Below are 21,329 nucleotides of genomic sequence, written 5' to 3' on the forward strand. Positions count from 1 at the left end.
GCCCCTGGGCCCTCCGATCTTACGAGTGACCAGATCAGACCCACGTCTTGAAAGGTAGGACTCTCCCATGAACGGGAACCTCTACGCCCTGTCGGCCCCCACGCCCGACGCCTTCGCCGACTTCTGCGGGGGCAACGCGGGTGGCCCCCACGAGACCTGCGTAAGCCTCGCCCCGATCCCCGGCGCGGACGCCTCCTTCGTCATCCGCGACAGCAAGCCCGAGGGCGCCGGCAAGGAGCTGCGCTTCACCGGCGGCGAGCTCGACGACTTCGCCACCGGGTGGGTCAGGACTCGGGGCCTGACGCTCTAGTCTGGCTCCCTTCCTGAGCACGAAGCACCACGTAAAGGGCCGGACCGGACATGCTCCGGGCCGGCCCGTCTCCCCTAATGAAGGGCGCAGATGACCTGGTCAGGACACTGGCACGGATACGGTCCGTGGACCGGCAGCAGGGACGCGTACGGCCAGGAGGCCCTACGCCGTCCGGGTGCGGAACCGAACTCCGAACAGACCCGGGCGTTCGTCGCCTCCACGCTCCCGCCCCTCATGACCGGGCACTGGCTCCTGCGGCAGAACCAGACCGCGGTGGAGCGCACCTGGACCCGCGCGGTGGGGGCCGTCACCTGGCTGCAGAGCACGTACGAGGCGAATCCACCCGCCGACAGGGACGACGGCGGACGCGCCCACATCCCCCTCGAACAAAAGATCGCGTACGCGATGGACGCGCTCCCCCGAGGCGTCGACGTCTGCTGGGTCCACTACACGAAGTCCCAGAGCCTGATCTCCTTCTCGGTGGTCTGCTGCCTCAACCACCACCATCCCGGCCTTCCGTGCCCCCTTCCACCCGCCTGACCGGGGAAGAGCAAGTCTTGGTCCGATGGGGGTTGTGGCAGCGTGCCCGCGCGTCCAACTCCAGATGTTGAGCACGTGAGTACCTCGCGAAGGGCGGCCCCGGCGTCGAGAAGCGCACCGCCTTCGTGCGGCCGTTCTTGGGAGGCCTTCAGGGCCGTGGACCGGGCAAGGGTGCGCCGGGGAGCGGGGAGATCAGCGTCCGCCCAGATCTGCTCAGGCGTGGCCATGCCTGGCACCCCCGAGGTGGCGACCGGCCCGGTGCCTCCTGGTGAAGACCTGGTCCACGCCTCTATCCGTCGTGTCCAGCAGCAAGACCGGGCACCCGGGCCGTCCGGAAACTGATCCTTCCGTCCGCTCGTCCTACAGAGCAGGGCCGAGTGGACGGAAAGACATGGTGGAGCGGGCAGACAGCGGTGCGGTGGCGTCGGAGGCGTCGGCGCCTGGGGTGGGGAAGCGACGGGGGTGGGTGGTCGCCGGGAGTGCCGTGGTCGTGGGGGTCGTCCTGGGGTTTCACCGGCATGTTCCCAACTGGCCGGGGCGGGTGGGGAGCCTGCTGGAGTCCTTTCTGCCCTGGGTCGGGCTCCTCGTCGTCGTCCTGCTGGTCGTCGCCCTCGTTCGGCGGTCCGCCGTCGCCCTCGTTGCCCTCCTGCTGCCGGTGGGCGTGTGGGTGGACACCTTCGGCGGGCTGCTCCTGCCCGGCGAGGAGAGCGGCGGCGGGCGGGAGCTTGTCGTCGTGCAGCACAACGTCAGCGACGAGAACCGGGATCCCGACGGGACCGCCCGCGCGCTGATCGGCTCCCGGGCCGACCTCGTCGCGTTGGAGGAGCTCGTGGATCCGCAGGTGGCGGTGTACGAGAAGAGCCTCGCCGCCGACTATCCGCATCACGTCGTCCGGGGCACCGTCGGGCTCTGGTCCAAGCATCCGCTCAGCGGGGAGCAGGTGGTGGACATCAAGCCCCCGAGCATCGAGGAGGGGTGGAGCCGTGGCCTGCGGGCCGTGGTCCACTCCCCGTACGGGGACGTCGCCGCGTACGTCGCCCACCTGCCCTCCGTCCGGGTGGGGGCGGGCGGGCTCGCGTCCCAGCGGCGCGATGAGAGCGCCGCGCTGCTGGGGCGCGCCATCGCGGACGAGAGCGTCGAGGCCGTCGTCCTGCTCGGGGATCTCAACGGCGTTGTGGAAGACCGGGGGTTGAAGCCTCTCACCTCACAGTTGGGCGTCGCCGGGAGCGGGTTCGCCTTCAGCTTCCCCGCCGCCTTCCCAGTGGCCCGGATCGACCAGGTCATGGCCCGCTCCGCCACCGTGGGCCGCATCCGTACCCTTCCCGCCACCGGCAGCGACCATCTGCCCGTCGTCGCCCGCGTCACCCTGGCGTGAGTCGCCCAGGGGTGCGTCGCCCAGGGGTGCGTCGCCCTGGGGCGATCCTCCGGCGGCCCGTAGCTCGTCCGCCTTCCTTACGGCGGCCACGCGTTGCCGCCAGGTCATGTCCTCGGGGAACTCGTACGTGTCCGTGCCGACCATCCAGCTCGCGTACGCCGTCGCCCTCCGGCAGTCCGCGCACTCCGCCTCGTCGGTCAGCGGGCGGAAGACATGCTCCTCCCCCGGGCCCGTGCACACCATCAGCTCCCTGACCGCAGGCGGCGGAGGCTGAGTCGGGGCCGGCAGCGGGGTCACCGGGCACTTCTGGATCAGGCGATGGCGCAGGAAGCCGACCGCCGAGCGCACCCCGCCCTCCGGCGGGTCGGCCAGGAGCGCCTGGCGCAAGTCCCCCTCCGGCAGGCCGCCCTCCAGCCACTTCACGGCCTCCACCGCCAGCGTCCGGGCCTCCCTGACGCCCAGCAGCAGATCGCGGCGCGTGTGGCGCAGGGACAGCAGCAGGCGTTCGGCCTTGGCCAGTTGGCTGGTGGGGTGCGGGGCCGGGGCCGCCTCGGCCGGGGCCGGCTCGGCCGGGGCCGCCGCCGGTTCAGGGTCCGGTGCCCGCTCCCGCCCCCGCCCCCGCTCCGCTTCGGAGGGTGGGTGGGGAGTGGTCTTATCACCGTGGTCTTCCTCGGGTTGATAGCCACCGACCGACCGAGGAGTCGGTTCACCGACCGTCGGATACCGCACACCCGGCGAGCCCCCCGCGTCCTCCTCCAGCCTCGTCCAGACCGCCCTCGCCTCCGCGCGCGTCAGCGGCGTGTTCGTGAACAGCTGGTCCGTCGCCCACAGCCCGTCCTCGCGCTGGCCCCGCCACTCGTGGACGTAACCGTGCTCCACCAACTGCTTCTTGGCCTGCTGGTACGGGCGGCCCTTCATGTCCAGCTTCTGGGCCAGTTCGCCGAGCGGGCGGCTGGTGGCGGAGTCCGGGAGGCCCTGGACGTACAGGATGAGGATCTTCGCGTTGCTGTTCATCCGTCGGTCGCGCACGACCGTGTGCGAGGCCTTCGTCCAGCCCGACGAGGGCGCGATAACATGGCGCAGCACTTCTAGTGGCTCCTATCCACTGGCGGTGTAGGCCCTCGGGTGGTGTTCGCGCACCTCCGGGGGCCGCCCTTTGCGCGCGGGCGCGCACTGAGCGTGATGACCCGGTCACCGTATCCCACGGTTCTGACGCATCGCCAGATCGAAGATGCGTTCGCCGAACCACCCTCGCGTCGGCGTCCGTAGCATTCCCCCATGATTGCTCTGGTCGTCACCATCGCCCTCGCCTTCGTCGGGTACGTCGCGGCCTACCTCAACGGGTTGCGGCTCGCCCAGCGCAGCGAGCGGCTCGCGCGGGTCAACCGGCAACTCAGCGACTTCTACGGGCCGTTGTTCGCCGTCACCGAGGCCAACAGCCGCGCCTTCGACGCCTTCGCCCAGCGCAACGTCCGCCCCGACGGGCGCTCCCCCTTCGACCACGAGGATCCGCCCACCGAGGAGGAACTCGCCGAGTGGCGGCTGTGGGTCACCACCGTCTTCCTGCCGAACATCCGGACCATGCGCGACCTCGTCGTCACCCACGCCGATCTGCTGCGCGAATCCGAGATGCCGCCGATCCTGCTCAAGCTGTGCGCCCACGTGTCCGGTTACGAGATCACGGCCGCCCGATGGGAGCAGGGGCGGTTCGACCAGCATCAGTCCGTCGTGTCGTTCCCGAGCCAGGAACTCGCCGACTACGCGCGGGAGGGGTTCACCGCGTTGAAGGCGGCGCAGGGCCGGCTGCTGGGGCGTCGGCCCGCCGCCTGAGGCCCTCCATGTTTTGTACACGCTCTCATCACAATTCCGCTTCTCTTCCCGCATGCCCCTGCTGCGAGCCCGTACGCGCTGCGAACATCGGCTGCTCCACCGCACCTAGTTCGGCCTTGGGGGCAACACATGCAGACGAGGAAGCAGGCACGGCAGACCTTGCGCGGAGCCCTCCGGATGCGCACAGCAGTGGGAGTGGGGGCCCTCGCCCTCTCCCTGACCGGATGCGGGAGCGACGACGGCGATACGGGTGCCCAGGGCGGGAAGGGCACGGTCGAGCGGACACTGGCGCTCATGGACGACCAGCAGACCGTGGAGGCGGGCGACAGCCTGGACGTGGACGTCCTCGACAACGACTCCCTCACCCTGGAGAGCGGCGAGCGGGCGGGCCTGCTCGCCGCCTATGACCCCGCCGAGCTGACCCTGACCGTCGACACCGAGCCCGGCCACGGCTCCGCGTCGGTGTCCTCGGCCACGGTGACGTACACCGCCAGGGACGGGTACACCGGCGAGGACGAACTGACGTACGAGGTCCGCGTGAAGGGCACCGACGTTCCCGCCGCCACCGCCGTCGTCCGCATCACCGTCACCGCGCCCGCTCCCTGACCGCGAACAGCGGCGCCGTACGGGCCGGCCGCCCGGGTCCTGGCCGGGCGCGATGCCGTACGGGCCGGCCGTCCGGGTCCGTTCACTCAGCCTTCTCCTGCTCCCGCCGGGCGCCGCGCCGGCGCCGGGCGGCAAGCGCCAGGTGTGTCACCAGCCCCAGGACCAGACCCCAGCACGCGGAGCCGACGCCGCCCAGGGTGACGCCCGAAGCCGTGGTGAGGAAGGTGACCACCGCCGCGTCGCGGCCCTGTTCGTCCGCCACCGCCTGGGCGAGGCTCGTGGAGAACGTGGCGAGCAGGGCCACCCCCGCGACGACCGCGATGAGTTCGGGCGGCAGCGCCGTGAACAGCCCCACGAGCGCGGCCCCGCAGACGCCCGCCAGCAGATAGAAGACGCCGCACGCCACACCGGCCACATAGCGGCGTCGCGGGTCGCGGTGGGCCTCTTCTCCGGTGCTGATGGCGGCGGTAATGGCCGCCAGGTTGACGGCGTGGCCGCCCAGCGGCGCGAGCGCCGTGGAGGCGAGCCCGGTGGCCGTGATCAGCAGCCGGTCGTCCGGGCGGTAGCCGCAGGCCGCCAGAACGGCGAGGCCGGGCGCGTTCTGCGAGGCCATCGTCACCACGGCGAGCGGCACGGCCAGGCCCACCAGCGCCGAACCGGTGAACTCCGGTGCCGTGAGGACGGGAAGGGTCAGCCCGATGTCCACGGACGAGGCGTCGATGCCCGGGACGACGGCGGTGACGAGCACGGCCGCGAGCAGGGCCCAGGCCACCGCGTACCTCGGTGACCGCTGTTTGACGGCCAGGTACGTGGCGAGCGAGACCAGCACCGCGACCGGCGCGCCGTCCAGCGCCGAGAACAGGCCGACGCCGAAGGAGAACAGCACACCCGCCAGCATGGCCGCCACGATGCCGGGCGGTACGCGGCGCATGACCTTCCCGAAGACGCCCGTCAGGCCGACCAGCGCCATGAGGAGACCGCTGACCAGGAAGGCGCCGATCGCCTCGGGGTACGAGTAGTCCCCGAGGCTGCCGACGAGGACCGCGGCGCCCGGCGTCGAGAACGCGGTGATCACCGGTATCCGGGCCCACCAGCTGAGCACGGCACACGTGACGCCGCTGCCCACGCAGGCCGCCCACACCCACGACGCGGTCTGCTCATCGGTGAGGTGACCGGCGGCCGCTGCCGCCAGGACCACGAGGAGGGGGCCGGAGCACGAGACCACGACGGTGATCAGGCCCGCGAGGACGGCGGAGAGCGAGGCGTCCGCCAGGAGCCCGGGCCGCCCGGAGGGCCCGGACCGATCGGAGGGACCCGGCCTCTCGGAGGGCCCGGACCGCCCGGACTGCTCGGAGGACCCCGGCCGCTCGGAGGGCCCCGGCCTCTCGGAGGGCCCGGACCTCTCGGAGGGCCCCGGCCGCCCGGAGGGCCCCGGCCGCCCGGAGGGCCCCGGCCGCCCGGAGGGCCCCGGCCGCCCGGAGGGCCCCGGCCGCCCGGAGGGCCCCGGCCGCTCGGAGAGCCCTCGTCGCCCGGAAAGCCCTCGCCGATCGGGGGGCGTGCGCCGGTCGGGGGGCGTGCGCCGTCCGGAGGGCTCAGGCTTCCCGGAAGGCGTGCGCTGCCCGGAAGGCCCGTGCCGCCCGGAAGGCGTGCGCCCTTCGTCCGTCGGCCCGGGCGCCTCGCCCGCGTCGTTCTGGGCGCCCTGTCCGGCCGTGGCCATCGTGTCCTTCCCCCTCGCCCGTAACTCCCGCTGCTGCTCCGCCGCTCCGCTCCCCTACTCCGCTCGCTGTGCCACCGAGGCCAGCCGCGTCACCCCCTCGGCGAACTCCTCGTCGCTCAGGGCCTGGAACGGCAGCCGGAGGAACACCGTTCCGGACGGCGGCGCCGAGTCCGCCGGGTAGAACGCCGAGCCCCGGGTGAGGGCGACGCCCTCGGCGGCCGCCGCCGCGAGGAACTGCTCCTCCGTGGTCCGTACCGGAAGGTGCACGCTGATGTAGTAGCCGCCCTCGGGCACGCACAGCGCGGCCTCGCCGAGCGCCTTCCGCACCGCCTCGACCGCCGTGTCGTGCCGCGGCCGGAGCAGATTCCTGACCTCGTCGATGTTGCGCCGGACCAGGCCGCTCGCGAAGGCCCGGGCGGCGACCACCTGGAGCAGGGGGGCCGGCGAGAGGTACGTGCTCTCCGCGAGCGCCGCCAGGGCGCCCGGCGTACCGGGCGGGCCGATCACATAGCCGACGCGCAGCCCCGGACTGAGGATCTTGCTCAACGAGCCGATGGTCAGCACCCGGGCGCCTTCGACGGATTCCGCGAGTTTGCCGAGGAGCGTGGGTGCCGTGCCCGCGAAGCGGAGTTCCCGGTACGGGATGTCCTCCAGGATCGTGAAGCCGAACTCGGCTGACAGGCGCACGAGTTCGCGCCGCTTCTCCTCGCTCGTCGTGACCCCGCCGGGATTCTGGAAGTCCGGGATCAGGTAGACGAACGCGGGCACCTCCGCACGCAGGCGCTCCCGCAGGACGTCCAGGTCGAGGCCGTCCCCTCGCAGGGGTATCCCGGAGACCTGCGCCCCGTGCCGCTCGAAGATCTGGACGGCACGGTCGTACGTCGGCGCCTCCGCGAGCACCTTTTTGCGGGGTGCGTCCTTGAGAAGGTGCGCGGCGAGCAGGTCGAGGGCCTGGAGGGAGCCGTTGGTGACGAAGATCCGGTCGGGGTCGACCGAGTGGAACGCGCCGAGCTGGTGACGGAGTTCGCGGTCACCTGTGTGGCGGCCGATGGGCGCGTACTGGAAGACGCGGTCCGGTTCGGCGGAGAGGACCGCCCCGGTCAGCTCGGCGATGTCGGCGGACGGGATCGCTTCGAGCGGAGGGATCCCCCGCGAGAAGTGGACGGTCGGAGAGGTCACAGCGTCCTTGGTTTTCGGGGAAGTCACAGAGGTCTCCTGGAGAAGGTACCGAGGGGAGGAAGCGGAAGCGGGGGCGCCGAGAGCTGGGGTGCGTGGGAAGCGAGCAGGGCTTCCGGTGACTCAGGAGGCGCCCAGGCGCGTGGCCCGGTGGGCGCTGACGGCGAAATCGGGGCCGATGTCGGCGACGGAGTCCGCGCCGAGCTGGAGCAGCGTGTCCTCGATCTCGCTCCGGAGGAGGTCGAGGACCGCCTCGACACCCTGCTGTCCGGCCAGGCCGAGGCCCCAGAGGTAGGGGCGGCCGACGCACACCGCGTCCGCGCCGTAGGCGAGGGCCTTGACGACGTGGACGCCGGAGCGGATGCCGCCGTCCATGAGGACCAGGGCGCGGCCGGCGACCGCGGCCGCCACCTGCTCCAGGGCGACCAGGCTGGGCACCGCGCCGTCGAGCTGGCGGCCACCGTGGTTGGAGACGATGAGGCCGTCCGCGCCCAGGGCCACGCAGTGTTCGGCGTCCTCGGCGCGCAGGACGCCCTTGACCACGATCGGCAGCCGGGTACGGGACCGTATCCATTCCAGGTCGTCCCAGGTCAGCGGCAGGCGTTCGATGCGGGCGCCGTCCGGGATGTCGCCGGTGAGCACGCCCAGCGCGCGCAGGTTGCCGAAGTCGACGTGCCCCGGGGTGCGGAAGCCCGCTCGCCGGGTGCCGATACGGCGGGCCGCGTAGCTGGCGTCGACCGTGACCACGAGCGCGGTCGCGCCGGCGTCCTCCGCCAGGGCGATCGTCGCGGCGACGTCGTCGCGGGAGCGGTAGGCGTAGAGCTGGAACCAGCTGTCGCTGCCGACGGCACCGGTCACGTCGGAGAAGGCGTAGTGGCTGTCGGTGCTGACGATCGACACGGTGCCCGCGGACTCGGCCGCGCGGGCGGTCGCGATCTCGGCGCCCTCGTGGAGGAGGCGCTGGGGGCTGGTCGGGGCGAGGAGGACGGGCAGGGCGAGCCGCTGCCCGAGCACGGTCACGGACGTATCGGGTTTCACGCCCGTGCCGCCGAGGGCCCGGGGGCGCAACCAGACCTGGTCGAAGGCCTCCGTGTTGGCACGGACCGTGAGCTGCGTGTCGGCGCCGCCCGCCACGTACGCCCAGCAGGCGGCGTCGAGCAGGGACTCCGCTGCCTGCTCGTAGTCGGTCAGCGTCAGCAGACCGGATAATTCCCTTGCCATGGAACCTCTTCCGTCGTCGGATGAATTCCTTGGGCGCCTGTCGTCCCGTCAAGTGAACCCGGCCGTCAGGCGAACTGGTCGAATGCCATCTTGGCCACCATTCCGGTGACCACGAGCACAAGGACGATGCGGACGAATCCGGATCCCCTTTTCATGGCGGTGCGTGACCCGATCATCGCGCCCGCTATGTTCCCCACGGCCATTCCGAGACCGAGGGCCCACAGGACGTTTCCCTGCCAGGCGAAGACCGCGAGGGCCCCCAGGTTGGAGGAGGCGTTGATCACCTTCGCCATGGCCGCGCTTTCCAGGAACTGTGTCGCCAGGAGTGTGGTGAAGGAAATGATGAGGAAGGTGCCGACACCGGGGCCGAAGACCCCGTCGTAGAAACCGATGCCGACACCCGCGATGAGGATGGCCGCATTGCGGCGGCGCGGGGTGACGAGGATGGTCCGCTGCTGAACCCCGAAACTGGGCCTGAAGGCCACGAAGAGCGCCACGGTGATGAGCAGGCCCATGATGACGGGCCGGAAGTAGGTCGTGGGAACGCTCGACGCGGACAGCGCGCCCAACGCACCGAAGGGGACCGCGAGTCCGGCGGCCGGAAGCAGGACCGAGCGGTCCAGCCTGGTGCGCCGCTGGTACATGTACGCGGCGGTCGCGGTGCCCATGACCGCCGCGATCTTGTTCGTGCCCAGCGCCACCGCCGGCGAATGCTGGGGGAAGGCCAACAGGAGCACCGGGATGAGCAGCACCCCGCCACCGCCGACGACCGCATCCACCCAGCCGGCCGCCGTCGCGGCCGCGAGCAGGCCGAGCACTTCGTACAGTTCCACTCTTCCTCATTCACGTGACGTGGCCCCGGCTCCCGGGGCCGGGTGGTGCCGCCCGCCGGGTCAGACGACCCCGCGGATCTCCGTCATGGCCGGCAGCACGCGCGGGTGCCGCATCATGCGCTGGGCCCACAGCGGGGCGGATCGCAGGGAGTAGAAACGGCGCAGCCAGCGGTCCTGGCCGTCGTACCGGGGGGTGAACGCGGTGCGGCCGTGGACGACGACGTGGTTGTCCAGGACGACCAGGTCGCCCGGCGCGAGCACCAGGTCGCGGCAGACCCGCTCCAGCGTCGTGGCCAGGGCGCTCAGTGCGGCCCGCGCCTGCGGGTGGTCACCCTGCGTGTTGTGCGAGTTGAAGCGCATGAACGGGCGGTCCGCCGGGCCGAAGATCACCGGATGCGGGCCGGCCGAGGGGCGGGGGCCGGTGGTGTTCCGGGTGAAGGAGGTCGGATACAGGCTGTGGAACTGCGGCTTCCGCAGCTCCGCCACCTCGTCGTCGGTCAGCAGCGGCAGCGCGTCGCGTACCGAGGAGACGCGGGTCGCGGCGATCTGGTCGTGGTCCTGGCGCAGGCAGAGCAGACCGAGGTAGTCCGGGCGGAGCGGATGGTGCACGTTCTCGGTGTGGAAGTCGAAAGCGACCGATCCGCTGTTCTCGATCCGGGCCTCCTCGCCGCGTACGGGATGTACATCGTGGAAGAGTGCGCCGGATTTCTCGTCCTGATAGCCGGTCAGCGAGCCGAGGAGGTCCGCCACGAGCATGAGGGTTCCGTTGGTGGGGTGGCCGTCGAGAATGTGGGCCTCGTGCGCCTGGGGAGTCTTCGGCAATTCACCTACCGAAAATCCACGCAGGAGGCAGTATCCACTGGATTCCGTGTCCGAACCGAAATCGAGGACCGTTTTTCGCATCCCGTCCGGGAGATCCATGAGGAGTCCCGAGACGACGATGGGCAGAGAGTCCGACAAGCGCGCGGCGAGCGCGGACAGCTCGCTCACCTTCTCCGCCTCGGACTCGCTTAATCGGTACTGATTCAGAGCCTGGGCAAGCATTCTCATAATCTCTCACCGATTCCCGAATGCAGGGTTGATCATTACGGTGAAAAACGTATCCCGCCCCGATTCTCTCCGTCAACAATCGCTTTCGGACAGTGACATCCCGGGTTAACGGGTCGGGCATTTACAAGATAGGGCGTGAATTGCCTTCTCCCGCATGAAACCGCCCGAAGCGGCCCACGCGGTAAGGGGTGCAGGCCCGGTTGCCACTTCCCGTTCACCGGGGTGAGCTGCCTCTACGGCGCAGGATGACGGGGAGATGAACAGCTCACATCGCCCCGTCAGGCGACTTCGGCACCCCCTTCGCGGCGCCCACCGGGGGCACGCGGAGCCGGTTTCGCGCCATCCAAATCGCGGGAGCACGGATGGTGAATCGTGTGAAGGGGGTCACATGCCGCGGGGACGCCGCCCACGCCGGATCAGCGGTAGTCGTCCGGGTGGCCCTGCATCCACGTGTTGATGCCGTCGCGGGTGCCGACGATCTCGGAGAAGTACTTCTCCAGGTGTGCCTCGGACCGGTCGTCGCCCAGCTTGTCGAACAGGGTCTTCATGTCGGCGAGCGGCTCCTTGAAGTGGCCGGGGCCCTTGGCGTCCGCCCGCATCGACTCGTCCAGCTCGGTGAGTTCCCGGGTCACCCGGCCCAGGAAGTAGGCGCAGTCGCCCGCACCCGGGGTGCAGGTATCGCCCAGCGTCGCCTGGAGCGTCGCGAAGGCGTCGCGGACCAGGGCCGGGCCCGGCGAGGGGGCAGCGGTGGGGTCGTTCTCACCCGCCTGGGCCGTCTCACCCGCCTCCTGCTCGGCGCGGTCCGCGTTCGCCACGGAGCCGACGGTCCGGGCAGCGTCCGCGTCGGGGCCGCCGTCGCTCGACGCCTGGGTGCAGGACACCAGTGCCGCCGCCACGACCACGGCAAGTGCGCCTGTGCGCAACCCCGTTCGCGCCGGACGGCGACCGTGGGTACGGGCAGTGTTACGGAACGGCATGGGACCCCCTCGTGTGAAGGGTCCAGACCCTACCCCAGCCCCCGGTCACTGCTGGAGATCATGCAGGTACCGCGCCATCTCCCCGTACACCGCAGCCGTGTTGTCCAGATGGGCGTCGTGGCCCGCCCCCGGGATCACGACGATCCGCGTCGCGTGGTGCCGGGCCCTCATCCGGTCCGCCTCATCCGGTTTCATCGCGCCCCTCTCGCCCCGGACCACCAGCACCGGGCAGCGCACCCGGTCCCAGGCGTCCCAGTAGTCGCGGTGGGCGTTCTCCTGGACCGTGGCCACCATCACGTCCCGGTCGACGCGGGGGTGCAGTCCGCCGGGGCCCGGTGCGAGGCCCGCCGCCCAGGCCCGGCCCGCCGGGCCGCCGCCGAAGAACGCCTCGGCCGCCTCCACGGCCGGGAACGGCACCGGCCAGGAGTCCAGCCAGCGCCCGATCCGGTCCGGCAGTTCCGGGCTCGGGCCCGCCGGCCCCGCCTCGATCAGGACCAGCGCACGGCACACCTCCGGGTGGCCCGCCGCCGTCAGCAGCGCGGTGAGGCCGCCCGTACTCCCCCACAACTCCCCGCGCAGGCCGGGTGCGTACCCGTACCGGACGCGACAGGACCGTACGGGTACGCATCCGGAGCGGCAACCGAGCGGCCAGGGCTCCGAACGCCTCCGCCGCTCAACCCCCCAGCGCGTGCGACACGGTGTAGATCGCCAGGCCCGCCAGCGCGCCCACCACCGTGCCGTTGATCCGGATGAACTGGAGGTCGCGGCCGATGTGCGCCTCGATCTTCTTCGAGGTCTGGTCCGCGTCCCAGCCGGCGACCGTCTCGCTGATCAGCGAGGTGATCTCCGCGCGGTACGTCGTCACCACGTACACCGCCGCGTCCTCCAGCCAGCCGTCCAGCTTGCCCTGGAGCCGCTCGTCGCTCGCCAGCCTCGCTCCCAGCGACATCAGCGAGGCGCGCGCCCGCAGCCGCAGTTCGCTGCGCTCGTCCTCCGCCGCCGAGATGATCATCGCTCGGACGGAGGACCAGGCCGAGGCGATGACGTCCTGGACCTCGCCCCGGCCCAGGATCTCCGACTTCAGCCGCTCCACCCGGGCCCGGGTGTCGGCGTCGGTCTGCAGGTCGGCCGCGAAGTCGGTGAGGAACGTGTCGATCGAGCCGCGCGCCGGGTGCTCCGGCATGTCCCGCATCTCCGTGACGAACCGCAGCAGTTCCTTGTAGACCCGCTCCCCCACCCGCTTGTCCACGAACCTCGGCGTCCAGCCGGGGGCCCCGCCCTGCACCGCGTTCATCACCGAGTCGCCGTGCTCCACCAGCCAGTCGTGCGCCCGTACGCAGACGAGGTCGACGACCTTGCGGTGGCCGCCGTCCGTGACGACCTTCTCCAGCATCTTGCCGAGGCCCGGTCCGACCTCCACCGCGTCCGCCCGCCGGGTGATCGCCTCGCCGACCACCGCCTGGACGTCGGAATCCCGAAGGACCGTCAGCGCACCGCGCAGCGCCGTCGCCAGCTCGGCGGTGACCCTGTCGGCGTGGGCCGGCTCGGCGAGCCACACACCGAGCCGCCGGCCGACCCCCAGAGCGTGAATTCGGTCACGAATGACGTCTCCGGAGAGAAAGTTCTCGCCAACGAAGGAACCGAGGGACTGTCCTAGCTGATCCTTCTTGGTGGGGATGATGGCCGTGTGCGGAATGGGCAGACCCAGCGGGCGGCGGAAGAGCGCCGTGACCGCGAACCAGTCCGCCAGCGCGCCGACCATCCCCGCCTCGGCAGCCGCTGCGACGTAGCCCGGCCAGCCCCCCACGCCTGAGTTCTTCGCCCAGGTGGCCAGGACGTAGACAATCGCGACGAGCAGAAGGAGGCCGGTCGCCGTGAGCTTCATGCGCCGTACGCCGCGCTGCTTCTCCTCGTCGGCGGCGGTGTACGCGAACGAAGCCAGCGGGCCCGTGCCCGCCCCCGCCCCTGCCTCCCGCACCCGCCCCGGCGGCAGCGCCGATCGCCCCGGTCCCGAGGCCTCCGGCACCGCGGTCTTCGCCGCCGCGGCCCCCGACGGCTCCGGCCGCCCCGGCTCCGGTCCCGCCGGCTCCTGCGCCGCGTCCTTCTGCACCGCTTCCCCGTCCTGCCCCTGCTCGCCGGATCCGGTCCGTTCCATCCGCTCCACCCGTCCGCGTACGCCTCGCCCCCGTGACGTACGCATTGTCCCTACCTCCCCTACTCCCGGGCCGCATGTGGAGTTCCCGACGGCCTGTCGCATCATGGGACCAGCACGATCATCACAAGGAGAACCACCGCATATGCCAAGGCGCCAGGGGTATGCCCTGCTCATCGCCCTAGTGGCGGGCACCGCCGCGCTCGCCGCCTTCGTCGCCTTCGCAACGACGCTGCTCTCCGGCCCCCGGTCGGCGCCGCTCCCGCCCGCCGAGACGCAGGCGGCGGCCCGTAACCCCGTCGACCCCGCCGCCTCGGGCCCCTCGTGGGTCGCCACCTGGACCGCCTCGCCCGTCGGCGCCGAAGCGGGCACCGAGGGCGGGCTCCCCGGGCGCACCGTCCGGAACGTCGTGCACACCAGCATCGGCGGGGACGCCGCCCGCATCACGCTGTCCAACCTCTTCGGCACGACCCCCCTGGTCGTCGACCAAGCCACCGTCAACACCCGGCCGGTGACCTTCAAGGGCGCCGCCACCGTCACCGTCGCCGCGGGCGGACGGGTCGTCAGCGACCCGGTCGTCGTACCCGTGGCCCCCGACTCCGACCTCCAGGTCAGCTTCCGCACCCCGCGCGGCGGCGGGCCGGTCACCTTCCACGGCTACACCCACCAGACCTCGTTCCTGATCGACGACCGGGGCACCTTCACCACCAGCAACTGGCGCTATCTGACCGCCGTGGACGTCCGCACCGAGCAGGCGCTCGGCGCGGTCGTCGCCCTCGGGGACTCCCTGACCGCGGGCAGTGGCTCCACCACCGACGCCAACGCCCGCTGGCCCGACGTCCTCGCCGACCGGCTGGGCGGCCGGTACGGGGTCGCCAACGCGGGCATCGCGGGCAACCGGATCACCGGTGTCGGCCGCGGCACCGGGGGCCAGTCGGGCACCGACCGGTTCGACCGGGACGTCCTGGGGGTCGCCGGGGCCCGGACCGTCGTCATCGCCCTCGGCGTCAACGACGTACAGCAGCACCCGCAGGAGGCCGACCCCCAGCGCATCGTGGACGGCCTGCGCGCCCTCACCGACCGGGCGCACGCCCGAGGGCTCCGGGTCGTCGGCGCCACGCTGACCCCGTTCGAGGGCTTCGCCACCTGGACGCCCCAGCGCGACGCCGTCCGCCACGCGGTCAACCAGCAGATCCGGTCGGGCACGGTCTTCGACGCGTACGTCGACTTCGACGCGGCGGTACGCGACCCCGCCGCACCGAGCCGGATCCTCGCCGCGTACGACTCCGGCGACCACCTGCACCTCAACGACGACGGGTACCGCGCGCTCGGCGACCACGTGGACCTGAGGTCCCTGGACCGGGCCCGCCCGCCCCGGTCCGACGCGCTGTGACGCCCTGAGGAGAGCCGAAGGGGCCTCAGAGCTTCTTGCGGCCGCCGCCGTCCGGGCCCTCCAGCCCGCGCCGGCGGCGCTCCTCCAGCTCCGCCTCCCTCGCCTCCTTCAGCCGGCGGCGCTCCGCCTTCGTCCGCTTGCGGTCCACCCCGACGCCGCCCATCAGGGCGAATCCGGTGATCTGCACACGCGGGGAGTCGGGCGAGATCTCGCCCCCTTCGTTGGAGCCCTCGCCGAAGCCGCCCATGATGCCGATGCCCTTGACCTCGACGTTCAGCTCCGGCGGCGCGACCACCCGGATGCCGCCCATGATCGCGAAGCAGCGGATCACGATCTCGCGGTCCTCGAAGTTCGCCTCGCGCAGATCGATGTCGCCGCCGCCCCACATCGCGAAGGCGGTGAACAGCCGGCCCACCGTCCAGCGGCCCTTGCGCTCGAACCCGCCCCAGAGGGCGAACGCCCCCTTCGAGGTGGCACTGCCGCCGATCCGCGCGGGCCAGTTCGCGGCCGAGCCCCGCAGCGGGGCGGGCGCGGGCGCGCCGACCGGAGCGACCGTCGAGCCGGGCGCCGGCAGGTCCTGGACCAGCGGCTCCAACTCTCCGTGCGTACGGGCCTTGTAGGCCGAATCCAGGCGCTGGTCGAACTCGTCCATATCCAGTCGTCCCTCGGCCACGGCCTCGCGCAGCAGTTCCGCGATCCGCTCCCGCTCGGCATCGGAGGCACGCATTTCCGGACGTTCACTTGTCATACCGCGCAGCCTATTGAACGCACCCGTTCCCGGCCCAGACCCGCAGGCCCACGACCTGCGCGCGCCGCCCCGGGCGAAGCCCCCGGGGGACCCTCACGGCGTCGACGCGTACATCCTGGCGATCACGGCCTCGATGTCCGGCTCCCGGACCGACAGATCGACCAGCGGGTAGTCCGCTGCGATCCGCGCCACCAGCGGGGCCGCCGAAGCGGCGGCGGGGAACGCCAGCCACTGCCGCGGGCCCTCCACCTTGACGGCGCGCAGAGCGGGTTGGTCCCCGCCGTCGGGCGACTCCAGGCGGATCGGCGGGAGTTCGCTCTCCAGGTCCACCACCAGCATGCGTTCGCTCTCCCCCACCTCGTGGAGGCCCGTCAGCGAGCCGTCGTACATCAGACGGCCGTGGTCGATCACCATCACCCGGCCGCACAGCTGCTCGATGTCGGTGAGGTCGTGCGTCGTCAGCAGGACCGTCGTCCGGCGCTCGGCGTTCAACTCCTTCAGGAACTGGCGCACCTTGGCCTTGGAGACGACGTCGAGACCGATCGTCGGCTCGTCCAGGTAGAGCACCTCGGGATCGTGCAGCAGAGCAGCCGCGATGTCACCGCGCATCCGCTGGCCGAGCGAGAGCTGCCGTACGGGGACCTCCAACAGTTGACCCAGGTCGAGGAGTTCGACGCAGCGGTCCAGGTTCTCCCGGTAACGCCGGTCGGGGATGCGGTACATGCGGTGCATCAGCCGGTACGAGTCGCGCAGCGGCAGGTCCCACCACAGGGTCGTCCGCTGGCCGAAGACGACGCCGATGCGGTGCGCCAGGCGCGTACGTTCGCGGGAGGGGTCGATGCCCGCGACGCGCAGCCTGCCGCCGCTGGGGGTGAGGATGCCCGTCAGCATCTTGATCGTGGTCGACTTCCCGGCGCCGTTCGGGCCGATGTAGCCGACCATCTCGCCGCGCGCGACCCGGAAGCTGATCCCGTCCACGGCCCGCACCTCGTGGCGCTCCCGGCGCAGCAGGCCCGCCCGGCGGCGGACCTCGAAGACCTTCTCGACGCCGTCGAGGCTGATGAACCCGTCGTCCGCCATGTCCGTGCTCTCCCGCGTAGTCCCGTCCGACCCGGTCGGCCCCTGGTCGCTGTGGTCACCCCGGTTCCCCCGGCCCCACGGGTTCTTCCGGTCCATCAACTGCCCGTGCTCCGGTAGGACCGCAGCCCCGCCCGCCAGGCCAGGCCCGCCAGGCCGCAGCAGCCCGCCGCGACCAGCGGCGACAGGAAGGCCACCCACCGCGGCAGATCGACCGGGTACTCCCGCCCCAGTACGTACAGCGCGGGCAGCCAGCTCGCGAAAGCCAGCGGCACCACGAACGTGACGCCGCGCACCAGGTCCTTCGCGAAGACCGTGGGCGGGTACTGGAGCAGGGTCGTGCCGCCGTACGTGAAGGAGTTCTGCACCTCCGAGGCGTCCTGCGCGACGAACTGAAACGCCGCCCCCGCGACGAAGACCGCCCCGAAGATCGCCGCCCCGCCGATCACCGTCATCGGCAGCATCAGCACCTTCAGCGGCGTCCACGCGATGTCGAGGCAGGCGACCGCGTAGCCGAGGACCAGCAGGCCCTGCGTGATCCGGCCCAGCCGGCGCAGCGCGAACCGGTCCGCCGCCACCTGCGCCAGCACCGGAACCGGGCGCACCAGCAGGGTGTCGAGCGTTCCGTCCCGTACGCGCCCGCCGACCCGGTCCATCGACCCCAGCAGCAGATCGCAGACGCCGAACGCCGTGGCCGACAGGCCGTACAGCAGGGCGATCTCCGGCAGGGAGTAACCGCCGAGCGCGTCGACGTGGGTGAACATCAGCAGGATCGTCACGAAGTCGAAGGCCGTCACCGCGAGATCCCCGAACAGGGTCATGGCGAACGAGGCCCGGTACGCCATCGTGGAGCGCACCCACATCGCCATGATCAGCCCGTACGCCCGGAACCCTTCCAGCAGCCGGGGCCGGTCCTCGAAGGCGAAGCCGGCCGGCTCCCGCTCCTCGTCGGCCGGTACCGCCACCGATTCAGCCACCCTGCACCACCACCCTCCTGGTCGCCGCGGTCTGGAGCAGACGGCCCGCCCCGAGCAGCACGAGGGCCCACCCGGCCTGGAACACGTACACCCCCGCCAGCCCCCACCCGATGTGCTTGCCGAGGAACACATCGGCGGGCACCTGGAGGAGCGAGGACCACGGCAGGGCCCGCGCCACCTCGCCCAGCAGCCCGGGGAACAGGTTCAGCGGCAGCAGCATCCCGGAGAAGAACAGCCCCGCCAGCATCGCCATCTGCGTCGCCCCGGCGCCGTCGAGCAGCCAGAACGCCGACATCGCGACCAGATAGCGGATCGCGAAGCTGACCACCACGCCCAGGAACACCGACAACAGGAACGCCGGCCAGGTCCAGAGCGACCCGGGGAACGCCAGGTCGAAGGCGAGCGCCCCCAGGAACATCGGCACCACCCCGCGCCCCAGCAGGTGGAACGCCGCCCGGCCCAGGTCCGCCGCCAGCCACCAGAGCTGGAGGTCGGCGGGCCGGTACAGATCGACGGCGACATCCCCCGTACGGATCCGCTCGACCAGCTCCTTCTCGAACCCGCCGCCCATCAGGGCACTGGCCATCAGCAGGGCCTGGCCGAGCCAGACGTACGTCAGCGCCTGGGAGGTGTCGTAGCCGCCGAGCTGCGGACGTTCGTTCCACAGGGCGATGTAGGTGTACGCCATGATGAAGCCGAAGACGGTGTTGGTGAACACCCCCGCCGCCGTCGCCGTCCGGTAGGTGGCGTAGCGCCGGAACCCGCCCGCCGCCACCACTGCGTACAGCCGCACGCCGCCCCCTCCCTCCGCCGCCACCGGCTCCTGGCACCAAAGCGCACGACCCTAGTCCACGCGTGAGGGCCGCGGCGACCGCTTTTCCACGACCGGAGGAGGGAACGAGACAGTAAGAAACGCAGATTTCCTGACGAACCGGGCACTATGGGAGAACTGACCACGTCTCAGGAGCCCCCACCGACATGAGCGACGAGCCACAGAGCTGGGCCCCCCGCGACTCCTCGGGCGCGGGGGCCTCCGCCACCGGAAACCATCCACCGACGGCCTCCGGCGAACAGCCCGGAGAGGGAGCCGGGAGGGGACCCGGAAGGCCCGGGAAGCAGCCAGGCAGAAGGGCGCGGCCCCGGCGCACCGGCTGGCGGCGCGCCATCCCCACCTGGCGGATGACCCTCGGCACCCTCCTCGGCCTCGTCGTCCTCCTCGGCGCCGCGATCTTCGCCGCCTACCGGCTCGTCGACATCCCGGCCGCCAACGCCTCGGCCACCGCCCAGTCCAACGTCTACCTCTACAGCGACGGCAGCGTCATCGCCCGGGACGGCGACGTGAACCGGGAGAAGGTCAAGCTCCACCAGGTCCCCCCGACCGTCCAGCAGGCGGTGCTCGCCGCCGAGGACCGGGACTTCTACACCGACGACCACGCCGTCGACGTGAAGGCGATGCTCCGGGCCGGCTGGAACACCGTCACCGGCAAGGGCAAGCAGGGCGGCTCGACGATCACCCAGCAGTACGTGAAGAACTACTACCTCGGCCAGGAACGCACCATCCTGCGCAAGGCCAAGGAAGCCATCATCGCGGTCAAGCTCAACCGCGAGGAGACCAAGGACCAGATCTTCGAGGGCTACCTCAACACCAGCTACTTCGGGCGCAACGCGTACGGCATCCAGGCCGCCGCCCAGGCGTACTACGGCAAGAACGTCGAGGAGCTCACCACCGCCGAAGGCGCGTACCTCGCCTCCCTGCTGAACGCCCCCAGCGCCTACGACGTCGTCGCCCACCCCGACAACAAGCGCGCGGCCCAGCGCCGCTGGAACTACGTCCTGGGCGGCATGGTCAAGGAACGCTGGCTGACCGCCGCCGAACGGGCGACGACACGGTTCCCCACCCCCGGCGAGGCCAAACCGTCCAACGGACTCTCGGGACAGCGCGGCTACATCGTCCAGGCCGTCGGGGACTATCTGAACCGGCGCGGCATCCTCGACACGAAGACCCTCGCCGCCGGCGGCTACCGCATCACCACCACCCTGGACAAGGCGAAGCAGGACGCCTTCGTCAAAGCCGTCGACGACAACGTGATGGCCAAGACCAGCGGCGACCGCGCCGCCGACCGCAACATCCGCGTCGGCGGCGCCTCGATCGTCCCGGAGACCGGGAAGGTCGTCGCCCTGTACGGCGGCATCGACTACACGAAGCAGTACGTCAGCAACGCGACCCGCCGCGACTACCAGGTCGGCTCCGTCTTCAAGCCGTTCGTCCTCACCTCCGCCGTCGTCAACGACTCCACCACCCAGGACGGCCGGCGCATCACGCCCAACACCGTCTACGACGGCACCAACAAGCGCACGGTCGTCGGCGTGCAGGGGCCCACCGACTACGCCCCCGCCAACGAGGACGACGTCGACCACGGCGACATCACCGTACGCATCGCCACCGACAAGTCCGTCAACTCCGTCTACGCCCAGATGGCGCAGGACGTCGGCCCCGCGAAGGTCCGGCAGACCGCGATCGCCCTCGGCATCCCCGCCGACACCCCCGACCTCACCGCATCCCCCTCCATCGCGCTCGGCACCGCCAACGCCAGCGTCCTGGACATGGCCGAGGCGTACGCCACCCTCGCCGACCACGGCCGGCACGGCAGACACGTCCTCGTCGAGAAGGTCACCAAGGACGGCGCCGGGATCGAACTCCCGCAGCGCACCACCGAACAGGCCGTCAGCCGCGAGGCAGCCGACACCACCACCGCCGTCCTGCGCAGCGTCGTGGAGGGCGGCACCGGCACCGCCGCCCAGGCCGTCGGCCGCCCCGCCGTCGGCAAGACCGGCACCGCGGAGGAGGACCGGGCCGCCTGGTTCGCCGGGTACACCCCGGACCTCGCGAGCGTCGTCGCCGTGATGGGCCAGAACCCGGACACGGGCGCCCAGACCCCGCTGTACGGAGCCCTCGGCCTGGCCCGCGTCAACGGCGGCGGCGTCCCGGCCGAGACCTGGGCCGCCTATACGGAAGCGGCGCTGCGCTCGTCCCCGGCCCGGGAGTTCGACCTCCGGACCGCCCCGGGATCCGACGAGGGGGACGAACTCCTGGTCGACGAGAACGCGGACGGGGGCCCGGACCCGTCCTCCCCCTCCAACTCCGACACCGGCCCCGGTACCAGCCCCGACACCCCTCCCGACGGCAGCGCGCCGCCCACGCCCGGCACGAACACCGGCGGGAACACGAGCGGCAGCACGGGCGGGAACACCGGAGGCGACACGACGGGCGGGGCGGACGGCGGCACGGAAGGCGGGTCAGCCACCGCCCCGGACCAGAACGGGCAGTTCGACGACAGGTCCTAGGA

At 71.6% G+C, this 21,329-nt stretch carries 19 protein-coding genes; 7 read left to right on the top strand and 12 right to left on the bottom strand.

The features are described from left to right. The first annotated feature begins 67 nt into the window (after nt 1–67). The 5 genes from IE145_RS17005 (at nt 68) to IE145_RS17030 (ending at nt 4,661) form a co-directional block, all read left to right on the top strand. A complete protein-coding gene (locus tag IE145_RS17005) occupies nt 68–310 on the top strand; it encodes a DUF397 domain-containing protein (RefSeq protein ID WP_189525886.1) in 243 nt (80 codons plus the stop codon). Nucleotides 311–400: 90 nt separating this feature from the next. Continuing rightward, nucleotides 401–850 (top strand): hypothetical protein, encoded by a 450-nt coding sequence (locus tag IE145_RS17010; RefSeq protein WP_189525887.1) that lies wholly within the window; start codon nt 401–403, stop codon nt 848–850. A gap of 391 nt (nt 851–1,241) precedes the next feature. Beyond that, nucleotides 1,242–2,225 (top strand): endonuclease/exonuclease/phosphatase family protein, encoded by a 984-nt coding sequence (locus tag IE145_RS17015; protein WP_229825611.1) that lies wholly within the window; start codon nt 1,242–1,244, stop codon nt 2,223–2,225. A gap of 1,278 nt (nt 2,226–3,503) precedes the next feature. Continuing rightward, a complete protein-coding gene (locus IE145_RS17025; protein ID WP_189525888.1) occupies nt 3,504–4,055 on the top strand; it encodes a hypothetical protein in 552 nt (183 codons plus the stop codon). A 177-nt stretch (nt 4,056–4,232) separates the two neighbouring features. Next, nucleotides 4,233–4,661 (top strand): Ig-like domain-containing protein, encoded by a 429-nt coding sequence (locus IE145_RS17030; RefSeq protein ID WP_229825612.1) that lies wholly within the window; start codon nt 4,233–4,235, stop codon nt 4,659–4,661. A gap of 82 nt (nt 4,662–4,743) precedes the next feature. On the opposite strand, the gene IE145_RS17035 is transcribed toward IE145_RS17030, so the two are convergent. The 8 genes from IE145_RS17035 to IE145_RS17070 form a co-directional block, all read right to left on the bottom strand. Continuing rightward, nucleotides 4,744–5,886: a benzoate/H(+) symporter BenE family transporter gene (locus tag IE145_RS17035; RefSeq protein WP_229825613.1), complete on the bottom strand. Its 1,143-nt coding sequence runs from the start codon at nt 5,884–5,886 to the stop codon at nt 4,744–4,746. Between the two features lie 546 nt (nt 5,887–6,432). Continuing rightward, on the bottom strand, nt 6,433–7,584 hold the full coding sequence (locus IE145_RS17040) for an aminotransferase-like domain-containing protein (protein ID WP_189525890.1): 1,152 nt from the start codon (nt 7,582–7,584) through the stop codon (nt 6,433–6,435). A 93-nt stretch (nt 7,585–7,677) separates the two neighbouring features. Next, nucleotides 7,678–8,775, bottom strand: coding sequence for an alpha-hydroxy acid oxidase (locus IE145_RS17045; RefSeq protein WP_229825615.1), 1,098 nt, complete (start codon nt 8,773–8,775; stop codon nt 7,678–7,680). 65 nt (nt 8,776–8,840) lie between these two features. After that, nucleotides 8,841–9,608: a sulfite exporter TauE/SafE family protein gene (locus tag IE145_RS17050; protein WP_189525891.1), complete on the bottom strand. Its 768-nt coding sequence runs from the start codon at nt 9,606–9,608 to the stop codon at nt 8,841–8,843. 60 nt (nt 9,609–9,668) lie between these two features. After that, the gene (locus tag IE145_RS17055; protein WP_229825621.1) at nt 9,669–10,430 is read right to left on the bottom strand and encodes a TauD/TfdA family dioxygenase; all 762 of its coding nucleotides are present in this window, start codon (nt 10,428–10,430) and stop codon (nt 9,669–9,671) included. A 644-nt stretch (nt 10,431–11,074) separates the two neighbouring features. Further along, nucleotides 11,075–11,560, bottom strand: coding sequence for a hypothetical protein (locus tag IE145_RS17060; RefSeq protein WP_189525893.1), 486 nt, complete (start codon nt 11,558–11,560; stop codon nt 11,075–11,077). Nucleotides 11,561–11,680: 120 nt separating this feature from the next. Beyond that, nucleotides 11,681–12,202: an alpha/beta fold hydrolase gene (locus IE145_RS17065; protein WP_373296595.1), complete on the bottom strand. Its 522-nt coding sequence runs from the start codon at nt 12,200–12,202 to the stop codon at nt 11,681–11,683. Nucleotides 12,203–12,308: 106 nt separating this feature from the next. Then, nucleotides 12,309–13,835 (bottom strand): DUF445 domain-containing protein, encoded by a 1,527-nt coding sequence (locus IE145_RS17070; protein ID WP_189525894.1) that lies wholly within the window; start codon nt 13,833–13,835, stop codon nt 12,309–12,311. A gap of 97 nt (nt 13,836–13,932) precedes the next feature. Here IE145_RS17070 and IE145_RS17075 point away from each other — a divergent pair, with 97 nt between their 5' ends. Then, nucleotides 13,933–15,180: an SGNH/GDSL hydrolase family protein gene (locus tag IE145_RS17075; RefSeq protein WP_189525895.1), complete on the top strand. Its 1,248-nt coding sequence runs from the start codon at nt 13,933–13,935 to the stop codon at nt 15,178–15,180. A 25-nt stretch (nt 15,181–15,205) separates the two neighbouring features. Here IE145_RS17075 and IE145_RS17080 read toward each other — a convergent pair whose 3' ends face one another. The 4 genes from IE145_RS17080 to IE145_RS17095 form a co-directional block, all read right to left on the bottom strand. Then, on the bottom strand, nt 15,206–15,907 hold the full coding sequence (locus IE145_RS17080; RefSeq protein ID WP_189526047.1) for a DUF1707 SHOCT-like domain-containing protein: 702 nt from the start codon (nt 15,905–15,907) through the stop codon (nt 15,206–15,208). A 114-nt stretch (nt 15,908–16,021) separates the two neighbouring features. Beyond that, complete coding sequence (locus IE145_RS17085; RefSeq protein ID WP_189525896.1) at nt 16,022–17,008, bottom strand: ABC transporter ATP-binding protein; 987 nt, start codon at nt 17,006–17,008, stop codon at nt 16,022–16,024. Nucleotides 17,009–17,103: 95 nt separating this feature from the next. Beyond that, nucleotides 17,104–17,982 carry an ABC transporter permease gene (locus IE145_RS17090; RefSeq protein WP_189525897.1) on the bottom strand — a complete coding sequence of 293 codons (879 nt, stop codon included), beginning with the start codon at nt 17,980–17,982 and terminating at the stop codon, nt 17,104–17,106. Then, entirely contained in the window at nt 17,975–18,775 is an 801-nt protein-coding gene (locus tag IE145_RS17095; protein WP_189525898.1) for an ABC transporter permease, read from the bottom strand. Before IE145_RS17095 ends, IE145_RS17090 begins: the two co-directional genes overlap by 8 nt. Before the next feature lie 185 nt (nt 18,776–18,960). Here IE145_RS17095 and IE145_RS17100 point away from each other — a divergent pair, with 185 nt between their 5' ends. Then, nucleotides 18,961–21,327, top strand: coding sequence for a transglycosylase domain-containing protein (locus IE145_RS17100; RefSeq protein WP_189525899.1), 2,367 nt, complete (start codon nt 18,961–18,963; stop codon nt 21,325–21,327). Nucleotides 21,328–21,329: the final 2 nt, after the last annotated feature.

This window comes from Streptomyces sindenensis (genome assembly GCF_014649035.1).
Classification (GTDB): domain Bacteria; phylum Actinomycetota; class Actinomycetes; order Streptomycetales; family Streptomycetaceae; genus Streptomyces; species Streptomyces sindenensis.